Below are 19717 nucleotides of genomic sequence, written 5' to 3'. Positions count from 1 at the left end.
CCTCTTACAGAGACAGTGCAGCCTCTACTACAGCGTCAGTGGTAATGTTGAAGTGCTTAAACAGGTCGCCAGCAGGTGCAGACTCACCAAAGGTATCCATGCCCACGATAGCGCCATTAAAGCCAACGTACTTGTACCAGCTGTCTTTAGACAGCGCTTCTACAGCTACGCGTTTAACAACGCTAGAAGGCAATACGCTTTCACGGTAGTCAGCAGACTGACGGTCGAATACGTCAGTAGATGGCATAGATACTACGCGAACGGCCTTACCTTGCTCGGTAAGTTTCTCTGCTGCTTCTACGGCTAGCTGAACTTCAGAACCGGTACCAATAAGAATAAGCTCTGGTGTACCCTCGCAATCTTTAAGTACGTAACCGCCTTTAGCGATATCTGCAACTTGTTGGGCCGTTCTTTCTTGCTGCGCTAAGCCTTGACGCGTGAAGATTAGCGTTGTTGGGCCGTCAGTGCGCTCAATAGCAGACTTCCACGAAACAGCAGACTCAACCTGATCACAAGGACGCCAGTTATCAAGGTTAGGCGTTGCACGTAGCGCAACCACCTGCTCTACCGGCTGGTGCGTTGGACCGTCTTCACCTAGACCGATTGAATCGTGGGTGTAAACGAAAATTGCAGGCTGCTTCATTAGTGCCGCCATGCGTACCGCATTACGTGCATATTCCATAAACATTAGGAAGGTTGCACCGTATGCCTTGAAGCCACCGTGAAGGGCAATACCATTCATCATGGCAGACATACCAAACTCACGTACACCATAATAAATGTAGTTACCTGATGCATCGTTTGCTTCAACGCCTTTGCTACCTTCCCAAATGGTAAGGTTAGAACCTGCTAGGTCGGCAGAGCCGCCTAATAGCTCAGGAAGTAACGGACCAAACGCGTTTAATGCATTTTGCGACGCTTTACGTGAAGCAATGTTTTGTGGGTTAGCTTGAAGTTCAGCGATGATAGCGTCTGCTTTGTCGCTGAAATCTGCTGGCAGTTCGCCATTTACACGGCGTTTGAATTCTTCTGCAAGCTCTGGGTAGGCGGCTTCGTATGCTGCGAAAGCGTCATTCCAGGCACTTTCCGCTTTTGAGCCTTTCTCTTTGCCATCCCAGCCCGCATAAATATCGTCTGGAATTTCGAAAGCGCCATGGCTCCAGCCAAGCTTCTCGCGAGTAGCAACAATTTCGTCCTCACCTAGTGGTGCACCGTGACAAGACTCGGTACCTTCTTTATTAGGCGAACCGAAACCAATGGTGGTTTTACAACAAATAAGCGTAGGCTGCGCCGTATTCGCTTGTGCCTTCTCAATGGCAGCTTTTACTTGCTCAGCATCGTGACCGTCAACACCATCGATCACTTCCCAGCCGTAGCTCTTAAAGCGCGCTGGTGTGTCGTCGGTGAACCAGCCTTCTACTTCACCGTCAATTGAAATGCCGTTGTCATCCCAAAATGCGATAAGCTTACCAAGGCCAAGTGTACCGGCTAGTGAACACGTCTCGTGTGAGATACCTTCCATCAAGCAGCCATCGCCTAGGAATGCGTAGGTGTGATGGTCAACAATGTTGTGGCCGTCACGGTTAAATTGTGCAGCTAGTACTTTTTCAGCAAGCGCCATACCTACAGCATTACTAATACCTTGGCCAAGTGGACCTGTGGTGGTTTCAACACCTGGTGCATAGCCATATTCTGGGTGTCCTGGTGTTTTAGAGTGTAGCTGGCGGAAGTTCTTTAGTTCTTCAATTGGCAGTTCATAGCCTGAAAGATGAAGTAGAGAATACAACAGCATCGAGCCGTGACCATTTGAAAGTACAAAGCGATCGCGGTTAGCCCAAGACGGGTTAGCAGGATTGTGAGATAAGAAATCACCCCATAGTACCTGTGCGATATCAGCCATCCCCATGGGGGCACCTGGGTGACCAGATTTAGCTTGTTGAACGGCGTCCATACTTAATGCACGGATTGCGTTGGCGAGTTCACGACGAGAGGGCATGTTGTCTCCTGGTTTATTTTGTATCTTTTGTTTCGTATCTTAGCGGGCTAGCAGAGCTAGACGAGCGTAGAGATAAGGCGTTTGCTCTACTTCTTTATACGATTGAATGTGGCGTTATTCTTACCTATGCCACCTAACAGTTCAATGAGTTTTCATTGCTAATAGCGAAAGTAATAGTAAAAAATGGTCTATACGCTCACCGATGCGTATTAGCACGGTAATGAAAACCCTCTTATCTTTGCCTAAGTCTCTTTATTCTATAGAAATAACCCTGATACTGATCGGGTTTTGTCAACATTTCGTAACAAAGAGACTTTTAGACGTCTAGAAGTAAAGACTGGTATTTATAACTTGTTTTAGTACAATATACGACTATTTTGATAATTTAACGCTTACGGAGCATTTATGGCCACGCATTTATTCACATCCGAGTCAGTGTCTGAAGGACATCCGGACAAAATTGCTGATCAGATCTCAGATGCGGTTCTTGACGCAATTTTAGAGCAAGATCCTCGCGCTCGGGTGGCCTGCGAAACGTATGTAAAAACCGGTATGGTTTTAGTAGGTGGTGAAGTCACTACTTCAGCTTGGGTAGATATTGAAGAACTTACCCGAAAAACAGTAAAAGAAATTGGCTATACGCATTCTGATATGGGTTTTGACGCCGATTCATGTGCTGTATTAAATGCTATTGGTAAACAGTCTCCTGACATCAACCAAGGCGTTGACCGCGAAAGCTTAGAAGAGCAAGGTGCAGGTGACCAAGGCCTAATGTTTGGCTATGCAAGCGATGAAACTGACGTATTAATGCCAGCGCCAATTACTTACTCTCACCGCCTTGTTCAAAAACAAGCTGAAGTACGCAAGTCTGGCAAGCTTGACTGGCTTCGCCCAGACGCGAAAAGCCAGATTACTTTCAAGTATGAAAACAATAAGCCGGTTGGCATTGATGCCGTTGTACTGTCAACTCAGCACTGTGATTCAGTAAGCACTGAAACAGTACGTGAAGCGGTAATGGAAGAAATCATCAAGCCTGTGCTTCCAAGCGAGTGGATTGACACAAATACACGCTTTCACATCAACCCAACGGGACGATTCGTAATCGGTGGTCCAATGGGCGACTGCGGCTTAACAGGTCGTAAAATCATCGTAGATACTTACGGCGGTATGGCCCGTCACGGCGGCGGCGCTTTCTCTGGTAAAGATCCGTCAAAAGTAGACCGCAGTGCAGCCTACGCGGGTCGTTACGTTGCTAAGAACATTGTTGCAGCTGGTCTTGCCAAGCGCTGTGAAATTCAAGTGTCTTACGCCATTGGTGTTGCAGAGCCAACGTCTATCAGCATCGATACTTTCGGTACAGGTGTGGTTGATGAGAAAACACTCGTTGCATTAGTGCGTGAACACTTTGATTTACGCCCGTATGGTCTTATTCAAATGCTTGACCTTGAGCGCCCTATTTACCGCCCAACCGCAGCATACGGTCACTTCGGTCGTGATGAATTCCCATGGGAAGCAACAGATAAAGCGGAAGCACTTAAAGCCTCTGTTTAAAAATAAAGGGCCTACAGCTCTGTTCAAGCGCCGCCGAATGATACTTTCAATCGGCGGCGTTTTTATATAAGTAGCCTTATCGAAGGTGCAGAATAAAAAATCACGCTTTCTGTTTTCAAGCCCCAGCATTTAGCCTATGATTAAAAAATGTTCGTTTGTTTATTGATACCACCGCTTGTCGATAACGTTCTACGCATGCGGTGACAATTTACACTTAGGTTCTTCTATGAATGTCGTTACCGGTATTTCTTCCGTTTTATGCATTGCATTAGCATTGATAACAATGCCGGTATCAGCACAAACATCTGACGCCCACTTCAATCCCATTCAATTTAAAAGTAAAAAACTTGCACGATGGCAGCTCAACAGTATGTATCGCGTTCAATCGATTACTGAAACGCATTATTATGACAGTAGTTTTACCTACCCTGCCGGATCGCAGGGAATGATTAGCGCCAGTCGACGCTTCGATACTTGGGTTCCACAAAAACTTTATGCTACTTATAAGACTAACAATACGGCTTTTCAACATTACGCTGAGTGGCTCTATCTGCCCCATGACGAGGGTACGTTTACCCGGTTGGGCTGGCTTCTTGGCGGTGGAGATGGTTTAAACATGGCTGTTGAAATCGAACACCGGCAGGTGGGTGAAGAGGAAAATATGGCGCTATCACTTGGTGTCAATTATCTCTTTTAAACCACGGATTATGTTCTAGTAAGTTCTAGGGTTTTTGCATAGGTTTGCTGAATTATCATTGCATCTGAACTCGCTCTATGTCGCTTAACATCAAACTCAGCATTTAAATTATTTTTCACTTCGTGCCACTTCTCCATTTGCGCCTCGCTTAAAATATAGTCAAGCGCTCGACATGTGAAAGACATCTCCACCTGAGCAGCAGCGAACAATTTAATAAGCCACGGGTTGTCTACTACCCAGCCATCGCTATAAACAACCGTATTCCCTAAGAAATTGTTTAATTCCATACAAACGGTTAACGGCTCTTCCCCCCTCGCTTGCAGCATCTGCTGTGATATGCCATGCAGCGATTCAGCCTCTTTGTCCCAATGTACCCAAGAGGCGAAAGGTCTGAGTAATTTGCACCACTTTGCACCATCATAGCGCACTATACCAATTTCAATGGGATAACTTGCTGCACCAAAACCGCTTGCTTCAATATCGATTATTGTTGGCAGGGTTATTTTTCGCACACGAACTCCAAACTACCGTTTATCACTGCTTGCAACACTGTCAAACACCATTTATTTATGTTGGCAAAAAATACACTGGGCGTATTATTACCACTCAACTTCTTTACGCACCTGCATTGTTAACAAAGAGATAACATAATACTAATAAGCATTAATAGTAGAATCATGCCACATTTACCCTCTTAACGTTTAAATACAGAGTCGGTGCTGTTTTATCGGTTTATCCGCCACACTAAATTTATACTAAAGAACAATACGATTCCGAAAAAAGTAAGAGCGCATTGCTATACACTTTTGAGGTAATGATTTGAGTATTATTTTTATGCGTTCAAAACTTCTTATTTCGGCATTCTTTTGCGTTTCATCTCTGTTAATTTCATGTCGCGCTTTCGGGTCAGCAGAGCCTTTAGTGATTGGTATTGATGCTGACTTATCTGCAGTTGCTGTGGAAGGAGGATTAGCTATCACGCGAGGCGTCGAACTCGCTGTTGATGAAATAAATACTGCGGGCGGCATTCTCGGTCGCAAAATAAAAATAGTAGCCAAAGACCACCGTGGAAATCCGTCTCGTGGCGTATTCAACATTCAACAATTTGCTGAGATGCCTAACCTACTTGCCGTTGTCAGTGGGGTCCACACGCCGGTTGTGCTTGCTGAAATAGATATTTTACACAGCGAAAACCTATTGATGTTAGTACCTTGGGCAGCCGGAACTCCCATTGTAGATAATGGGTATGAACCCAATAATGTTTTTCGCGTTTCCGTTCGGGACGCCGAAGCTGCCATCGTGCTCATTGATCACGCAAAGCAGAAAGGGCTATCGAAGGTAGCACTCGTCCTAGAGCGCACTGGATGGGGCCGCTCTAATCTCGAATCACTCAATCAGGCAGCAAGTGAAAACGGGGTCACAATTACCTCTGTCCATTGGATAAACTGGCAACAAAAAGACTTTTCAGAAGGCATTGCAGCCATAAAGGCGAGTGATGCCGAGGGCATTATTTTAGTTACCAATGTGCCCGAAGGGGCTGTTGTAGTTGATGAAATGGCAAAGCAAAATGTAGCTTCTCTACCTGTAATATCACATTGGGGCATAGCATCAGGGCAGTTTTTTTCGGCTTTGGCGAACCCAATTGGCGATTACGATATTTCGGTGCTCCAAACGTTCCATTTTAGTCATCAGAAAAATAGCAAAGCCAAAAAGCTTTTAGATGCTTACTACGATAAATACGGCCTTGTCGACATTTACGCTATTGATGGCGTTACCGGATTGGCTCATGCCTATGATTTAATTCATTTAATTGCCGCGGCGGCCGATAAAGCTGATAGTATAGAAACTGATAAATTGCGGCATGCTCTCGAGTCACTGGAAAATATCGAGGGCGCAGTAAAGAACTACGATGCTCCTTTTACTGCAAACAGGCATGATGCGCTATGGTCGAAGGATTATTTTATGACTAAATATAATGAGAAAGGTCAATTGGTAACGGTAGGCCAAAGATAATGCTGAATGAGCCTACGAGGTTACGCTCGCTTCTCCTTTCAAGCATGATCCCACGACTGGCATTGTTGATAACAGTGCTATCGATTGCCTTATTTGGGCTCTCTTTTCACTTTATTGTTAAACAAACCGATAAACTTCAACAGCAATCGGTAGATGGCCTTGAGCAAGACATTAACTACATCGTTAATGACACGACTCGACAACTCGCCGACTTAGCAGCGAATGATATTATCATTAATGCTCTGGTAGACTTCGAGCAGCGAGATAACTATCTACCCATGTTCTTTCGCTCTTTAAATTTAACCCAGGCTGAGAGCGTGGAGTTTGCACTTTTTGATTTTACCGGAAAAAGAATTATCGACAAAAACTGGAATGCGACACTGCCAGAGTCTTTAAGCAACGCCTGGCGACAGCAAACATTAGGCTCGTCAAACACCTTTTCCTCAGTATCGAAGTACGGCGTGTTAATCAGTGTACCTGTTTTACTGCAAGGAGTAGCTGAAGGCGCGCTGGTAATGTACGTAGATAGTTTACAGTCTCTCTTGACTCCCTACCCGCGCCTAACCAATCAGCTTGTTACCGACAAAGAAGGTAACGTCTTGTTCAGCAGCGAACCCACGTTAATTGCGCCTGGAACAAATTTTTCTGACTTCGTCGCCAAAGGTTATGCAATAAAACAAGCGAGTTGGGCAAACCTCAACCTTTACAGTGTAAAACCCACGATTACGGCTTACAGAGAGCTCGCTTGGACAGGCATTGTCTTAGTTACCATGATTGTCGGCTTTGTATTCATCATTCTGCACATGGTATCTATGACAGGAGCACTAGCGGAAAGGACACTTTCTCAACTCTACCAAGGAATTAAAAGCACGCTCAATAGCGAAGATAAGAAACCTCGTGTAGAAGAAAAACAAGTTGAGGCCAAAGAGCTCGCCGATATTCGCGATGCTTTTGATAAGCTTATCTGGGACTTAACCGAAGTATCGTTATCTAACGAGCAGTTTTCTAACGTTTTAGAATCAATGGGCGACATGCTTGTTGTTGTCGATCAAAATAATGACGTATTACTTTCTAATAAACGATTTGACGATTTTTGCGATAGTCAATATGGCGATAAAAAAAGTATTCTGAAATCGATTACTCACAAACTCGCCTCCGTTCAAAATAAAGAGCTTAGACACTTTTCGGTTAAAGAAGGAAAAGAGCTGTATATCCAATGGACCAAAACGTCACTTTGGGATGCTAACGGCAACATCCGGGGTGATATCTTTGTTGGCAGTGATGAGACAGAACAACGCTCCCTTGAAAGTCACGTCAAAGTGCTCACTCACGCCATGGATGAAGCTACCGTTTCTATTATTATTTCCGACATAAAACGAGTCGGACAGCCTGTTATATATGTCAATAACGCCTTTGAAGCCTTAACAGGGTTTACTCGCGATGAAATCATAGGAAAAAATTGTCGAGTTTTACAAAGCAATGAGACTAATTCAGAGGCCATCAACGACATTCGAAATGCCATTGCCACTCGTGAGCCTATTGAAACTACCATCCTTAACTCCAAAAAGGACGGTTCGCACTTCTACAACCGCTTAAACCTTACCCCCGTTAAAATAAACGGGGAAGTGACTCACTATATTGGTTTCCAGCAAGACGTAACACAGCAGCGACAAACCGAAAAATATCTTGAAGAAGCACGGGAAAAAGCGGAAGAGTCTGCTCGCCTTAAATCTAGCTTCCTAGCGAGTATGAGCCATGAAATTAGAACCCCTATACACGGCATTTCCGGTGTTCTTCAATTGCTAGCAGGTTCAGAGTTAAGTGAAGAGCAAAAGCACTACTTGTCCCTTGCCAAATTTAGCATTCAAGGTTTGCTTCATATCGTAAACGATATTTTGGATTTCTCTAAAATTGAAGCTGGCCAATTGCAAATAGAAAGCAGCCCCTTTGACATACTCGAGTCACTTGAAAACTTGCAAAGCCAATACGCTATTCTGTGTCAGGAAAAAGGGTTAGCGCTGCATTTCCACTTCGATCTTCAAGGGTTTCATGTAGTTCAAGGCGATGATGTTCGCTTTCGACAAATCCTGTCCAACTTACTTGGCAATGCGGTGAAATTTACCGGTGAAGGCCACATTGAGGTGACGACAAGTATTGCGCAAAATGCTGATGACACACTTAGCCTCTTGTGCAGTGTAAAAGACACTGGCATTGGTATTGCTCAAGATAAACAAAGCACAATCTTTGATGTTTTTACGCAAGAAGACTTAACTACAACCAGAAAATTCGGCGGAACCGGTCTTGGCCTCTCTATCAGCAAACAGCTTTGTGAGCTCATGGGCGGTGAAATAAAGCTCGATAGCATTAAGGGGCATGGCAGCACCTTTTCATTTACAGTAAAACTAGAAAAAGCTGACGAAGCCCTACTTAAGCCATCTTATCCCCCATCAACAGCGAAACGAACAAAAGGTAAGAAACATAAAGTACTTATTGTTGAGGACAATGACATAAACCAAGTTATCGTTAAGCAGCATCTGACCGGTCATACTACCTTAAGTGCCAAATCAGGGCTTGAAGCGCTGGAAGCACTTTCTAAAATGAAGGTGACGTTTGATGTTATTTTAATGGACTGTCAAATGCCTGAAATGGACGGTTTTGAGGCAACCAAGCGTATTCGAAGTGGCGAGGCGGGCGCGAGATACGTAGATATCCCTATTATCGCCTTAACCGCCAATGCGATGAAAGGCGACAAAGAACGCTGTGTTAGCGCTGGAATGGATGACTACTTAAGTAAACCTTTTGACGCCGAAGATCTCATTGAAAAAGTTGAATACTGGGCAAGTACTGAAAAATCGCTAACCATGTACTCTGACTTTTCATTGTAAATGGCGCTATTTTCTTCGAGTTTTAATAGGGCGTATGCTGCGGCGCGCTCTAGCCTTTACTGTTTCTCGCCTGATAGCTTTTTAAAGTAGCATCAACGAGACTATGTGGTTGCCTTGTGACGAGTCCCTTCGAAGACAGAGGGAAGCTTTATCGATTGAATGAGAAGACAGAAACACACGAGCGTCATTCCTACCCATCCCACCGGCTTGAACACTTCACCAATTAAGAAGATTGCAAAAAGTGTAGCAACTAATGGCTCAATCAGCGTGATAAGCGTGGCTTTACTGGCTTCGGTAGTACGAAGGCCGTAGCCAAATAGTAAATAACCAAGAAACATAGGTACCACTGCCATATACAGTGAAACACTAGTGTGAACAGTGTTTGCAAACAAATTTTGACCGGTAAACCAAAGGGAAGGCAGCAGAACAAGTGCTGCACAACCAAAGAGACCTGCCATCGCTGATTGGGAGTTTGCACCCGCGTCGATGTGTTGTTTCGCAGCCCATGAATACCCTGCGTAGGTTAAACCTGCGGTTAAACCTAATATAACGCCTAACACTTGGTCATGCTGCGATGCTGCTAACGTCAGCATACTTTGTGACTTACCCATTGCTAACAGCCCAATGCCCATCGCACCAAATACAAAACTAATAAACCACTTTAAAGACACGGGCTTTTTACTTAGAACATATTCCAATAGGGCAGCGAAAAGAGGCGCGCTAGCAATAGATACTACGGTACCTATGGCTACGCCAGACAGGCGCATTGAACTGTAGAAGACGAGCGGATAGATGGCAACACAAGCACTTCCAAACAAAAAAGTAAGGGGTTTTAAAAATAGAATGCGCATATCCTTCAACAAGGATTTACGAGCACTCACGCACAGCAGAACACCGCCGATACCCATCGCAAATGCGCCAATAGCCAGGGGGCTGATTTCAGGTGCAAACTGAGCGGCGGTACCAGTAGTTCCCCACAAGAAACTTGCCATCACAATCGCAAAACTACCTTTCAATGCATGGCTTATGCTCGCCGTTTTTTCCACTTTACCTTCCTTACCTTTTTCCAACCTTGATATACGACCTTGGTTTTTAAGGATATCCGTCATTAGCCTTTTTCGAAAGGTACATCGCCCTTAGAAGACACAACCCATCTTAACAGGATTATACTGAAGTTTTTCCTATCGTATTTACCCACGATTTAGCAGAGCCTTTATTCTCGTCAAACAGTACGTATTTCCAAAGCTGTGTGTGCAACCGTATTACCCAGCCTAGTGACAAAACTGCAGGCGCGGGTATTTTCACATCAGGTCTTCCGATATTTTTTCAGTAACGAAGGATAATGTATCTTTGCTTGAAGGAGTGTGCCTTCAGGTAGAGGCTTCACCTAAACGTCAAAAAAGCGCGTCATAAGGCTTGTTTAGAAAAGAGTGGAGTTGGCCGTAAGCCGGGTTCTGTCGTGGGCAACCATTCCTCTAGATCAGCAATCGCTCACTGATTCAAGCAACCTACCCGATCCCCATGCGGGCCACACGTTGAGGGATCCTATTTGGTCTTGCTCCGGGTGGAGTTTACCTTGCCACACTCTGTTACCAGAGGTGCGGTGCGCTCTTACCGCACCCTTTCACCCTTACCGGCATGTAAACATGCTTAGGCGGTCTTCTCTCTGCTGCACTTGTCGTCGGCTCGCGCCGCCCAGACGTTATCTGGCACCCTGCCCTTTGGAGCCCGGACTTTCCTCCCCTTTCTTACGAAAGCGGCGATTGCCTGGCCAACTCCGCGGCGCATTCTACATGAAGTGCCTTACAATAGCACCCTATTCCTACTCACCATAAAAACATCGCTCTACTGAATTTTTATCTAGCAGTTTCGTAATGATAAAAATCTGATCGCCCCTTTCTATTTTAGTGCTTCCTTTAGGTATAAGGGTTTCTTCTCCACGGGCAATCATTGCCACTACTGTATTCTCTGGAAGAGACAATTCACTGATAGTTTTGTTTAGTGCCGGTGATAATTTAGAAACTTCTATTTCTATAAGTTCTCGCTTACTTTTGGCAACTTTGACAATTTCCAGCGTGCTCGATTCCTTTACTTGGTCTTCTAATACTAAGCCTAACTTGCGCGCCGCGTAGGGCAAAGTTGAGCCCTGTAACAGGGCTGAGATCAGCACAATGAAGAACACCACATTGAAAATTAGCTCTGCGTAAGGCATACCGAATATCAGCGGAAAGATGGCTAAAATAATCGGTACAGAGCCTCGCAAACCCACCCATGATATGAGAAGCGATGCTTTGAACGAGAACTTCGAAAGCAACAAAATAGGCATTACCACCAGCGGGCGTGCAATAAAAATAAGCACAAACGCAATGAGTAAACCTTCCTTCCAGTTTACAAAGAGCTCGGTGGGGGTAACTAGCAAGCCGAGGATAACGAACATGGCGATTTGACCTAGCCAAGCCAGCCCATCCAGAAACACGAAAGTATTACGCTGATAAGCAAAGCGGCTATTACCCACAATCACGCCCGTAATAAAGGTAGCGAGAAAGCCGCTGCCGTTTAAATTTGCAGCCAAACCAAAAGACAACACGCCAAATAACATCACAAATACGGGGTAAAGACCAATCGCCATTAAGGAAACTCGCCTAAATAGCCAAACCGCAATTCCACCGATGACAATTCCTACAGCAGCACCTACGCCCATTTGACTGGCAAAGAGCGAAAGTAAATCTAGCGGCTTAGTGGTGCTGTCTTGAATGAGTGTGATAAGACCGATGGTAAGAAATATGGCCATGGGATCGTTCGACGCACTTTCCAGCTCTAGTGTCGATTTTATTTTAGCGGGAATGCGGATGCCGGCATTGCGCAAAACGGAAAACACCGCAGCAGCATCGGTTGACCCCACGATAGCGCCAAGCAACAAGCCTTTATAAAGCGGTAAATCGAGGATAATCATTGCCGCCACGCCGGTAAGCACAGCTGTACCCACTACGCCAAAGGTGGCGAGCAAAGCCGCTGGCTTCCATGCCTGAATGATAGACTTCTTTGACGTTTGCAGGCCACCATCAAACAAAATCAATATAAGCGCAAATGTGCCTATAGCATGTGCGGCATCGGCATTGTCGAAGAGTATTCGGCCAATACCATCTTCTCCAGCCAACATACCCACACCGAGGAATAGCACCAAAACAGGTACGCCAAAGCGCGGAGACAACTTACTGGCCAGTACGCCCAAAATGGCAAGCACTGCACTGAGTAAAATAATGTGATCAACTGCAAACATTATACGTTCCTTATTGCCCTTGATGCTCTCACGCAAATTATTCGGGTATGCGTGAGAGAATCAAAGGTTCCTGTTAATACTGCTACCTTACCGCGTTTTTGCACCAATGTATTGAGGTACAAAAGCCCGCTGAGGTATTGGGGTTAAGGAACTTGTGCCGCCTAAGGGATGTGTGACAGCGACGCCTTAATCTCTTCTGCAGTAGGCTTTAACTGCGCTTTACCTTGTTTCTCTCTTCTGCTGCCCAACAAATACAACAGCGTAGAGGTGATAAACAAGGTCGATGACGTGCCAATCACCACAGCAAAAACCATAGGGACTGCAAAACTTTCTACTGCATCACCACCAAAAATAGCCATCGGTAACAATGCCAACAGCGTGGTAACGGAAGTGAATACCGTGCGGCTTAACGTGCTGTTCACGGCATCATTAATGGTATCTGCCAATGGCTTGTTTGGGTCTAAACGCAATAACTCACGGATGCGATCAAGCACCACCACCTTATCGTTTATAGAGTAACCAATGAGTGCCAACAAAGCGGCGACAGCCGTTAAGTTAAATTCGATGCCAGTTAACGCGAAAAAGCCTATGGTTTTGGTTAAGTCGAGTATCACGGTTAGCAGCGCCGCGGTGGCAAAATGCGCCTCAAAGCGTGCCCACAGATACACCAACATGCCGCCACCTGCGATAAGCAATGCAAGAATTGATAGCTCGGCGAAGCCGCCACTGACTTTAGGCCCAACCATGTCTACTTTATCAAAGCTTACCTGTTCGTCAGCTTTCGAAATCGCACGCTTTAGTGCGTCAGTCTGCTTTGCGTTGCTATTTTCAAGCTCGCCAGTGCTATCTAGAACAGGTGCTCGCAATAAATAGTGATGTTCACTACCATATTCTTGAATTGCTATTTGATCAAAGCCATTGCTTTCAATCACATTCCTTAGCTCATCGGTAGTAAGGGTTGGTGCGGTCAACTCAATCATGGTGCCACCGGTAAAGTCGACGCCATAATGTAAGCCTGGTTTGGCAAACAAACCCATTGAAAGCACGGTTAGCACTACCGAAACAGTTAGCGCGATTTTTCGTTTTGCCAGAAAATTAATACCGCTGAGCCTATCGCTCAACCGCAAAAGCGGCGATGAGAAGCGCAAAGGTAGACGCTGCTGTACGCGATCTCGCGTATTCTTATGCTTCGACTTAACCACTCTTAGCATCAGCATTTTAGTTAAAGCAACCGCGGTAAATACCGAAGAGACAAGACCAAGGGCAATAGTAATTGCAAACCCTTTGATAGGGCCACTGCCAAACATAAACAACAAGCTTACCGCTATTAACGTAGTGAAGTTTGAATCCACAATAGTCGCAAAGGCTTTATCGAACCCCACTTCTATTGCACTGGCTGCCGGACGCCCTTTTTTGCTCTCCTCACGAATACGCTCATTTATCAATATGTTCGCGTCCACCGCCATGCCCATGGTTAGGATCAAACCTGCGATGCCTGGTAACGTCAATGTTGCGCCAAACAGAGTTAGTGCGCCAAACACTAGCGCCATATTAATACACAAAGCAAAACTTGCGATAGCACCCCATCTGCCGTAAATCGCCACCATAAATGCCAATACCAGTAATGCACCTGCCACACCGCTTTCTACTCCGGTTTGGATTGCATCGCTGCCTAAATCAGGTCCAACCGTCCGTTCTTCTATAATGGTAAGTGGAACGGGTAGCGCGCCGGTGCGAAGCATTAATGCCGTATTGCCCGCTTCAGGCAACGTAAAGTTACCGGTTATTTCACCGCGACCACCAGGGATTACGCTATTAATGACGGGTGCTGTCACCACTTTGTCGTCAAGTACAATAGCAAGTACGCGACCAATGTTGTCGCGCGTCATAGCGGCAAATTGTTTTGCGCCCGCGCTGTCTAAACGAAAGGTCACTACTGGCTGACCGGTTTCGGTGCTTAACACACCTGCCGCATCGGTAATGTGTTCACCTTCTAGCGCTACTTTTTGCTCTAAACGATAGGTATTACCCGCCGCATCTTGCTTATTCATTACCTGCTCAGACTGGCTGTTCGCGGCCCAATGAAAGGTCATTTGTGCAGTAGTGCCCAGCAGTTTTTTAACCTGGGTTGGGTCAGACATACCCGGCATCTGCACTAAAACCGCGTCTTTACCCTGTAAAGTAACGCTAGGTTCGGTAAGCCCCGTTTCATTCAAACGCTTACGAACTACTTCAACACTTCGGCTTAACGTGTCTTTAACCAATTGTTCGGTATATAGCTCGTTAAGCGTAAGAGTAACAGTGCTTTGCTTTATCGTAATATCAAGTGCGCTTGAACCGTTTGGTTGTGCGGAAACTTGAAATGCTGTGTTTTTTACGTTTCTTGCATCAGCTGAATTACGCAAAGTAAAAACAACACTACCCGAACTACTGTCACTTCCCGCTTTAGGGCTGAGTGAATGAGAGGTTTTGGTATAGCGTATATCTTGACTTCGCAACTCACTGAATAAATCACTCGAAAAACTGTTGAGTTGCTTTTCAATTAAGGCGTTGGTATCGGCGGCTAAGAGCAGGTGCGAACCGCCTTGCAAGTCTAAGCCTAAAGATAGTGTGGAAGTGGTGTACCACGTAGGTAATTGCTGTTTAACTGATTGTGGCAATATGTTGGGCGCCGCGCTCAGTAAACCGAGCATAACAATAAGCACATACACAAAGCCACGAAATGAAAATCGTGCCATTTTAAAATCCTGAATAATTACGTTTTTTAAGACGCCACAACTAGGAACAAAACAAACTTGCTCGCGTTCTGGCGCAAATAAAGCATTAACTCAGGGCCGAAGGCGGACTGCGCGGGCTTGGTCTAACCCATTTTTTAGTGTGAGTAAAAAGAAGTGCCGATGTGGCATTGGCGGATAAAAGATCGTTAAAAACGGGGGGGAATGATGATGGTATTAACCCGAAAGTGTCTACATCATCATGTTTGTCGCCTTTACCATCCGACAGTTTAGAGGAACTAAATCGAAGGGAATAGCTTTGCGTGCTGTGAACAAACTTGGCAAATGGTGACTGAGACGTAACTTCAGCATTACTCGCAACACCAAATGTCTGAAAGCCTGTACTGACAACCAGATACGACAATACCCACGCCACAAGAAAAGGCGCAAATGAAGCGGGGTAAAAGCGTTTAAAGGCGGCGTGCACGAGTAATTTAGTAATTCTTTTAGTGTAAGAGTAGGGTTTCGATCTAATAGCCAAAATGGGGGTGAAATAGCGTAATTCAATCGCCAATAAAAAAGAGCCCAGAGAAAGGGCCCTTTTTGAAGTTTTTCCAGCTCAGAAATAACTTATTTTGCGCTTTAAAAGTATAGGTACACCTATACGACAGTAATAACATCTTCTTTCGGTAAGCGTGCTTTAGGCAAACCGTAGTTCCAATCTTGCTCTGTATCAGGATACCCCATAGCTAGCGCCACCTCACAAATATGACCGTCTAGCTCATCAGCGAACAATACACTCAACATATCAGAGTCTACGCCCTCCATCGGCGTAGACGCAATCCCCAAACGAGCCAAGGTGTGCATTACATTTCCAAGTGCAAGATAAACCTGCGCTTTAGTCCACGCTGCGTTATTACCATTTTCATCGGTATTCGCCTCGGCAAATGCATAAGCACCCATAAAGTTTTCCCGCATGTCTTCAGGGAGATGTCCCGATGCAACCTCTGCATCAACACGCTTAACAAACTTTTCTTTAGTGAACGTCGGATCGTAAGCAAACAGGATTGTATGCGACGCTTCTTTGGCATGATGCTGGTTAAATTGGTGCTTGTTGGCAAAGCTATCATGTAAACGCTGTTTGGCTTCGTCGCTTTCTACAACCACAAATTTCCAAGGTTGCGAGTTGATAGAAGAAGCTGATAACCTCAATGCCTCAAGGATCGTGGCAAGGTCATCAGTGGCTATGCGTTTATTTACATTATACTTTTTGACCGTATAACGTTTGTTCAGATCTTCTATAATAGGGTTCGTCACAACTTACTCCTCAAAGATTAAGTAGATATTTGTAAAGTTGTGCGTATGGTATAGATTGGCTTTTTCAATTATAAGCCCTCTATTTCATGAATCAGTTTCAAATTATTTTTGAAGATGAATATTACTACAATCGCTAGCTAGTATGAGCGATAGAACGTTTAAGAATATCATTGGTTTCAAAAGGGTTGATCAGAATCTTAGTTAACACACGACACTCATTTTAGCTTTTTTCTTATTGCGGAAACGGGAAACACTTTGACAGCAACCAATCAGCCTCGCCAAACCACTGCTGGTCAGCAAGAAATGATTGCAGTCCGCAAAAGCAGGCGCCACACGTTATGCTACGTACTTACCATTATTGGCGTTATTTTCCTGTGTGCGTTGGGTAGCTACAGTTTGTACGATGGGTCAATATTTCTAGGCAGCGTACTGCTTATAAACGCAGTCGTTGGTTTAATAAACCTGTATGTGTTGAAGCGCTCTAATAATGTAGAGCGAGCCGCTATTATCTTAAGCGCGATTTTGTTTGTCTTAACAATAAGCCTCCTTGTCACAGGTGGTAAAGACAACACAGGAATGCTGTGGATATATCCCATTGCCGCAATCAATCTTTTCATCAATCGCTTTTGGCCTGCGGTAGCAGTATTCAGCATTTTCAGTGTGACCAGTACTTTGCTGTTATTTACCCCCTTGTCAGCTATTTTAATGACTAGCTACACCCTTGTTGAGTCTCTCCGCTTCTTACTTACCACACTAGCACTTAATGCTATATGTCTTGCCGCATTGCGATCTGAAGAACGCTCATATGAAACCATCATGCAGCTTCACGACGATGATATTCGTCAGATGGCTTATTATGACACGTTGACAGGCCTACCAAATCGATGGAGCTTTAAAACAAACCTAAATCGAATGTTAAGCAGAGCAGAAAAAGACAATCAGCGTATCGGTTTGCTCTATATTGACCTAGATAACTTTAAGCAAGTGAACGACCAGTATGGGCATGAAGCAGGAGATCGTTTGTTGCTTAAATTTAGCGAACGTCTCTGGGAAGCTATTCGTCCAACGGATCAGTTATTTAAAAATAGCACCGAGAGTTTAGCCAGACTTGCCGGGGATGAGTTTGTTGTATTGCTACCGAATATTAAAGAGCCATTAAATGCCGCAACAGTCGCTTCACGCATTTTAGACGTATTCAACGGCGGCTTTGAAGTCGACGGTATTAAGCATATGACCTATGCAAGCATAGGTATCGCAGTATATCCAGATGATGCAACTGAACCTTCAGAGTTGATAAACCACGCAGATGCAGCAATGTATAACGCCAAACGCAGTGGTAAGAACTGCTTTAGGTTTTTTACGCAAGATATTGCAGACAGCCTTAAAGAGCGTCAACAAATAGAAAAAGGCCTTAAGCTCGCATTAAGTGAAGAGCACTTTTCTTTGGTATATATGCCGATATTTGACTGTCGAGATAGCACCATAGTTGCTGTTGAAGCTTTACTTCGGTGTCACTCGCCGGACCTAAAGGGAATAGGTCCTGATCGTTTCATTCCCGTCGCAGAAGCCACCGGGCTGATAAAAGATATCGACCTTTGGGTTATCAATAATGCGTTGAAGGCACTGATTAACCTTCAGTCAGAACATGGCTTTGAAGGAAAAATCTGCATAAATATTTCTGGCGTAGAGTTACACAATGAACTCTTCCCCGCTCAAGTAAAAGCGTTACTAGAAACCTATAAAGTGTCGCCTGAATATATAGAACTTGAAGTGACAGAAACTGCTTTTGTCGCTGGTGATACGACATGTATGGCAACTTTGGAAGCGTTAGAAGCGCTGGGCGTATCACTAGCCTTAGATGATTTTGGTACGGGCTATACCGCATTTAGCCAGCTTATAAATTACCCTGCTGACTGCTTAAAAATAGACCGTTCCTTTGTAAACGATTTATTTTCTGAAAGAGAAGCCAGAAAAAAAATGGTTATGGTGATTCAAAATTTAGCCAAATTATATGGCCTACGCGTTATTGCCGAGGGTGTTGAAACTCAAGAGCAACTTGACTATTTAAAACAAAGCGGCTGTGACTGGGCACAAGGTTACTACTTATCTAAACCACTTATTTGGAACGATTTTATTAAAAAATTACATGCTTAGGTAAACGTTTGCACTAATGAATGAGCAAACTAAATAATGTACTACGCGATACGATTAGCCTACGCTGGGCAACCTTGATACTATTATGTAGCCAATATGCTGTTCAAAGAAATATGGAATAGCTGCAACATAAAATAGGATCTTCCTTATGAAAAAGGTTTTGCTGTTATCCTCTTTGCTCATTTCATTTACAGCATTCGCTGACAGTGGTTCTCGTTTAGTAGCCTCAGGCGGGGTTACAGGTTTTGAAGGCGCCGCTGGTGGCGGCATAACCCCTTGGGCATTTATCGGTGGATACACGAGTAAAGAAGAAGTTAGTTACTCTGCCAATATTCAATATTTAAGCCTAAACGATTATAGGCTCACTACGGCTGGTGCGGGTTTTAGCCTATTTGACCGCGTCGAAGTTAGCTTGCAGCGCCAGCGCTTAGATATTTCATCTGGGCTAACCAGCAATGTGTTTGCATTACTTACCGAAGGTGCAATATCTAACGCTAACAGCGCGACAGTTGAACAGGATATTGTAGGCGCGAAAGTTAAAGTATTTGGAGATGGCGTCTTCGCACAAGATTCTTGGCTTCCTCAAATAGCGATAGGCGCCCAGTACAAGAAAAACAGAGATTTTGATAGCTCACTCTCTCTTCCTGACGGCTCTGTACCACTTCCTGAAACTGGCGTTCCGCTTCTATTAGGGGCAAAAGACGACAGCGGCACTGACGTGTACCTCTCAGCGACCAAATTATGGTTAGGCACACCGTCTGGCTATAACTTACTCACCAATTTAACCGCCAGGTACACAAAAGCAAATGTGTTTGGTTTACTAGGGTTTGGGGCCGAAGGTGATAAAAGTGCAAAACTTGAATGGGAAGGTTCATTGGCGCTTCTAATCAGCCCAACTACAGCCATTGGCACAGAATTTAGAACACAAACCAATCGATTAGGCGGTCTAGCCGAAGAAGACACAGTTGTTGATGCCTTTATTGCCTATTTTCCCAATAAGTCACTCTCAATTACCGCTGCCTATGTCGATTTGGGCAACTTGCCGCTACAAGAAAGTTCTTCAGGCTTTTATTTAACAGTAAATGGTCACTTTTAAAAAGGCTATAGTTA

At 44.7% G+C, this 19717-nt stretch carries 13 protein-coding genes and 1 other RNA gene; 6 read left to right on the top strand and 8 right to left on the bottom strand.

What is annotated here, in order from left to right; all coding sequences use genetic code 11:
- Window positions 1-4: 4 nt before the first annotated feature.
- Window positions 5-1996, bottom strand: coding sequence for a transketolase (gene tkt, locus ACM0P2_RS04100; RefSeq protein ID WP_159118442.1), 1992 nt, complete (start codon window positions 1994-1996; stop codon window positions 5-7).
- A gap of 405 nt (window positions 1997-2401) precedes the next feature.
- Here tkt and metK point away from each other — a divergent pair, with 405 nt between their 5' ends.
- Complete coding sequence (gene metK / locus ACM0P2_RS04095; protein ID WP_105930646.1) at window positions 2402-3547, top strand: methionine adenosyltransferase; 1146 nt, start codon at window positions 2402-2404, stop codon at window positions 3545-3547.
- Between the two features lie 226 nt (window positions 3548-3773).
- Window positions 3774-4244, top strand: coding sequence for a hypothetical protein (locus tag ACM0P2_RS04090; protein WP_120960734.1), 471 nt, complete (start codon window positions 3774-3776; stop codon window positions 4242-4244).
- Between the two features lie 8 nt (window positions 4245-4252).
- Here ACM0P2_RS04090 and ACM0P2_RS04085 read toward each other — a convergent pair whose 3' ends face one another.
- Complete coding sequence (locus ACM0P2_RS04085; protein WP_120960736.1) at window positions 4253-4756, bottom strand: exonuclease domain-containing protein; 504 nt, start codon at window positions 4754-4756, stop codon at window positions 4253-4255.
- A 322-nt stretch (window positions 4757-5078) separates the two neighbouring features.
- On the opposite strand from ACM0P2_RS04085, the gene ACM0P2_RS04080 reads away from it, so the two are divergent.
- On the top strand, window positions 5079-6257 hold the full coding sequence (locus ACM0P2_RS04080; protein WP_419227687.1) for an ABC transporter substrate-binding protein: 1179 nt from the start codon (window positions 5079-5081) through the stop codon (window positions 6255-6257).
- Window positions 6257-9142, top strand: a complete 2886-nt coding sequence (locus ACM0P2_RS04075; RefSeq protein WP_419227347.1) for an ATP-binding protein — start codon at window positions 6257-6259, stop codon at window positions 9140-9142. The genes ACM0P2_RS04080 and ACM0P2_RS04075 overlap by 1 nt, the downstream gene beginning before the upstream one ends.
- A gap of 101 nt (window positions 9143-9243) precedes the next feature.
- Here ACM0P2_RS04075 and ACM0P2_RS04070 read toward each other — a convergent pair whose 3' ends face one another.
- From ACM0P2_RS04070 to ACM0P2_RS04045, 6 genes are all read right to left on the bottom strand, one after another.
- A complete protein-coding gene (locus ACM0P2_RS04070; protein WP_419227686.1) occupies window positions 9244-10134 on the bottom strand; it encodes a DMT family transporter in 891 nt (296 codons plus the stop codon).
- 436 nt (window positions 10135-10570) lie between these two features.
- Window positions 10571-10921, bottom strand: an RNA gene (gene rnpB, locus ACM0P2_RS04065) — RNase P RNA component class A.
- A gap of 43 nt (window positions 10922-10964) precedes the next feature.
- On the bottom strand, window positions 10965-12422 hold the full coding sequence (locus ACM0P2_RS04060; protein WP_159118441.1) for a potassium/proton antiporter: 1458 nt from the start codon (window positions 12420-12422) through the stop codon (window positions 10965-10967).
- 161 nt (window positions 12423-12583) lie between these two features.
- On the bottom strand, window positions 12584-15160 hold the full coding sequence (gene secD, locus ACM0P2_RS04055; protein WP_419227346.1) for a protein translocase subunit SecD: 2577 nt from the start codon (window positions 15158-15160) through the stop codon (window positions 12584-12586).
- An 85-nt stretch (window positions 15161-15245) separates the two neighbouring features.
- Complete coding sequence (locus tag ACM0P2_RS04050; RefSeq protein ID WP_419227345.1) at window positions 15246-15560, bottom strand: hypothetical protein; 315 nt, start codon at window positions 15558-15560, stop codon at window positions 15246-15248.
- Between the two features lie 236 nt (window positions 15561-15796).
- A complete protein-coding gene (locus ACM0P2_RS04045) occupies window positions 15797-16453 on the bottom strand; it encodes an NAD(P)H-dependent oxidoreductase (RefSeq protein WP_419227344.1) in 657 nt (218 codons plus the stop codon).
- A gap of 255 nt (window positions 16454-16708) precedes the next feature.
- Here ACM0P2_RS04045 and ACM0P2_RS04040 point away from each other — a divergent pair, with 255 nt between their 5' ends.
- Both ACM0P2_RS04040 and ACM0P2_RS04035 read left to right on the top strand, forming a co-directional pair.
- A complete protein-coding gene (locus tag ACM0P2_RS04040; RefSeq protein ID WP_419227343.1) occupies window positions 16709-18607 on the top strand; it encodes a putative bifunctional diguanylate cyclase/phosphodiesterase in 1899 nt (632 codons plus the stop codon).
- 148 nt (window positions 18608-18755) lie between these two features.
- Complete coding sequence (locus tag ACM0P2_RS04035; protein WP_419227342.1) at window positions 18756-19703, top strand: DUF3034 family protein; 948 nt, start codon at window positions 18756-18758, stop codon at window positions 19701-19703.
- The last annotated feature ends 14 nt before the right edge of the window (window positions 19704-19717 follow it).

The sequence above is a fragment of the Alteromonas sp. OM2203 genome, assembly GCF_048517045.1.
GTDB classification, from domain to species: Bacteria; Pseudomonadota; Gammaproteobacteria; order Enterobacterales; family Alteromonadaceae; genus Alteromonas; species Alteromonas gracilis.
Note: the sequence above shows the minus strand (reverse complement) of the source record. Positions and strands in the feature narration are given on the sequence as shown.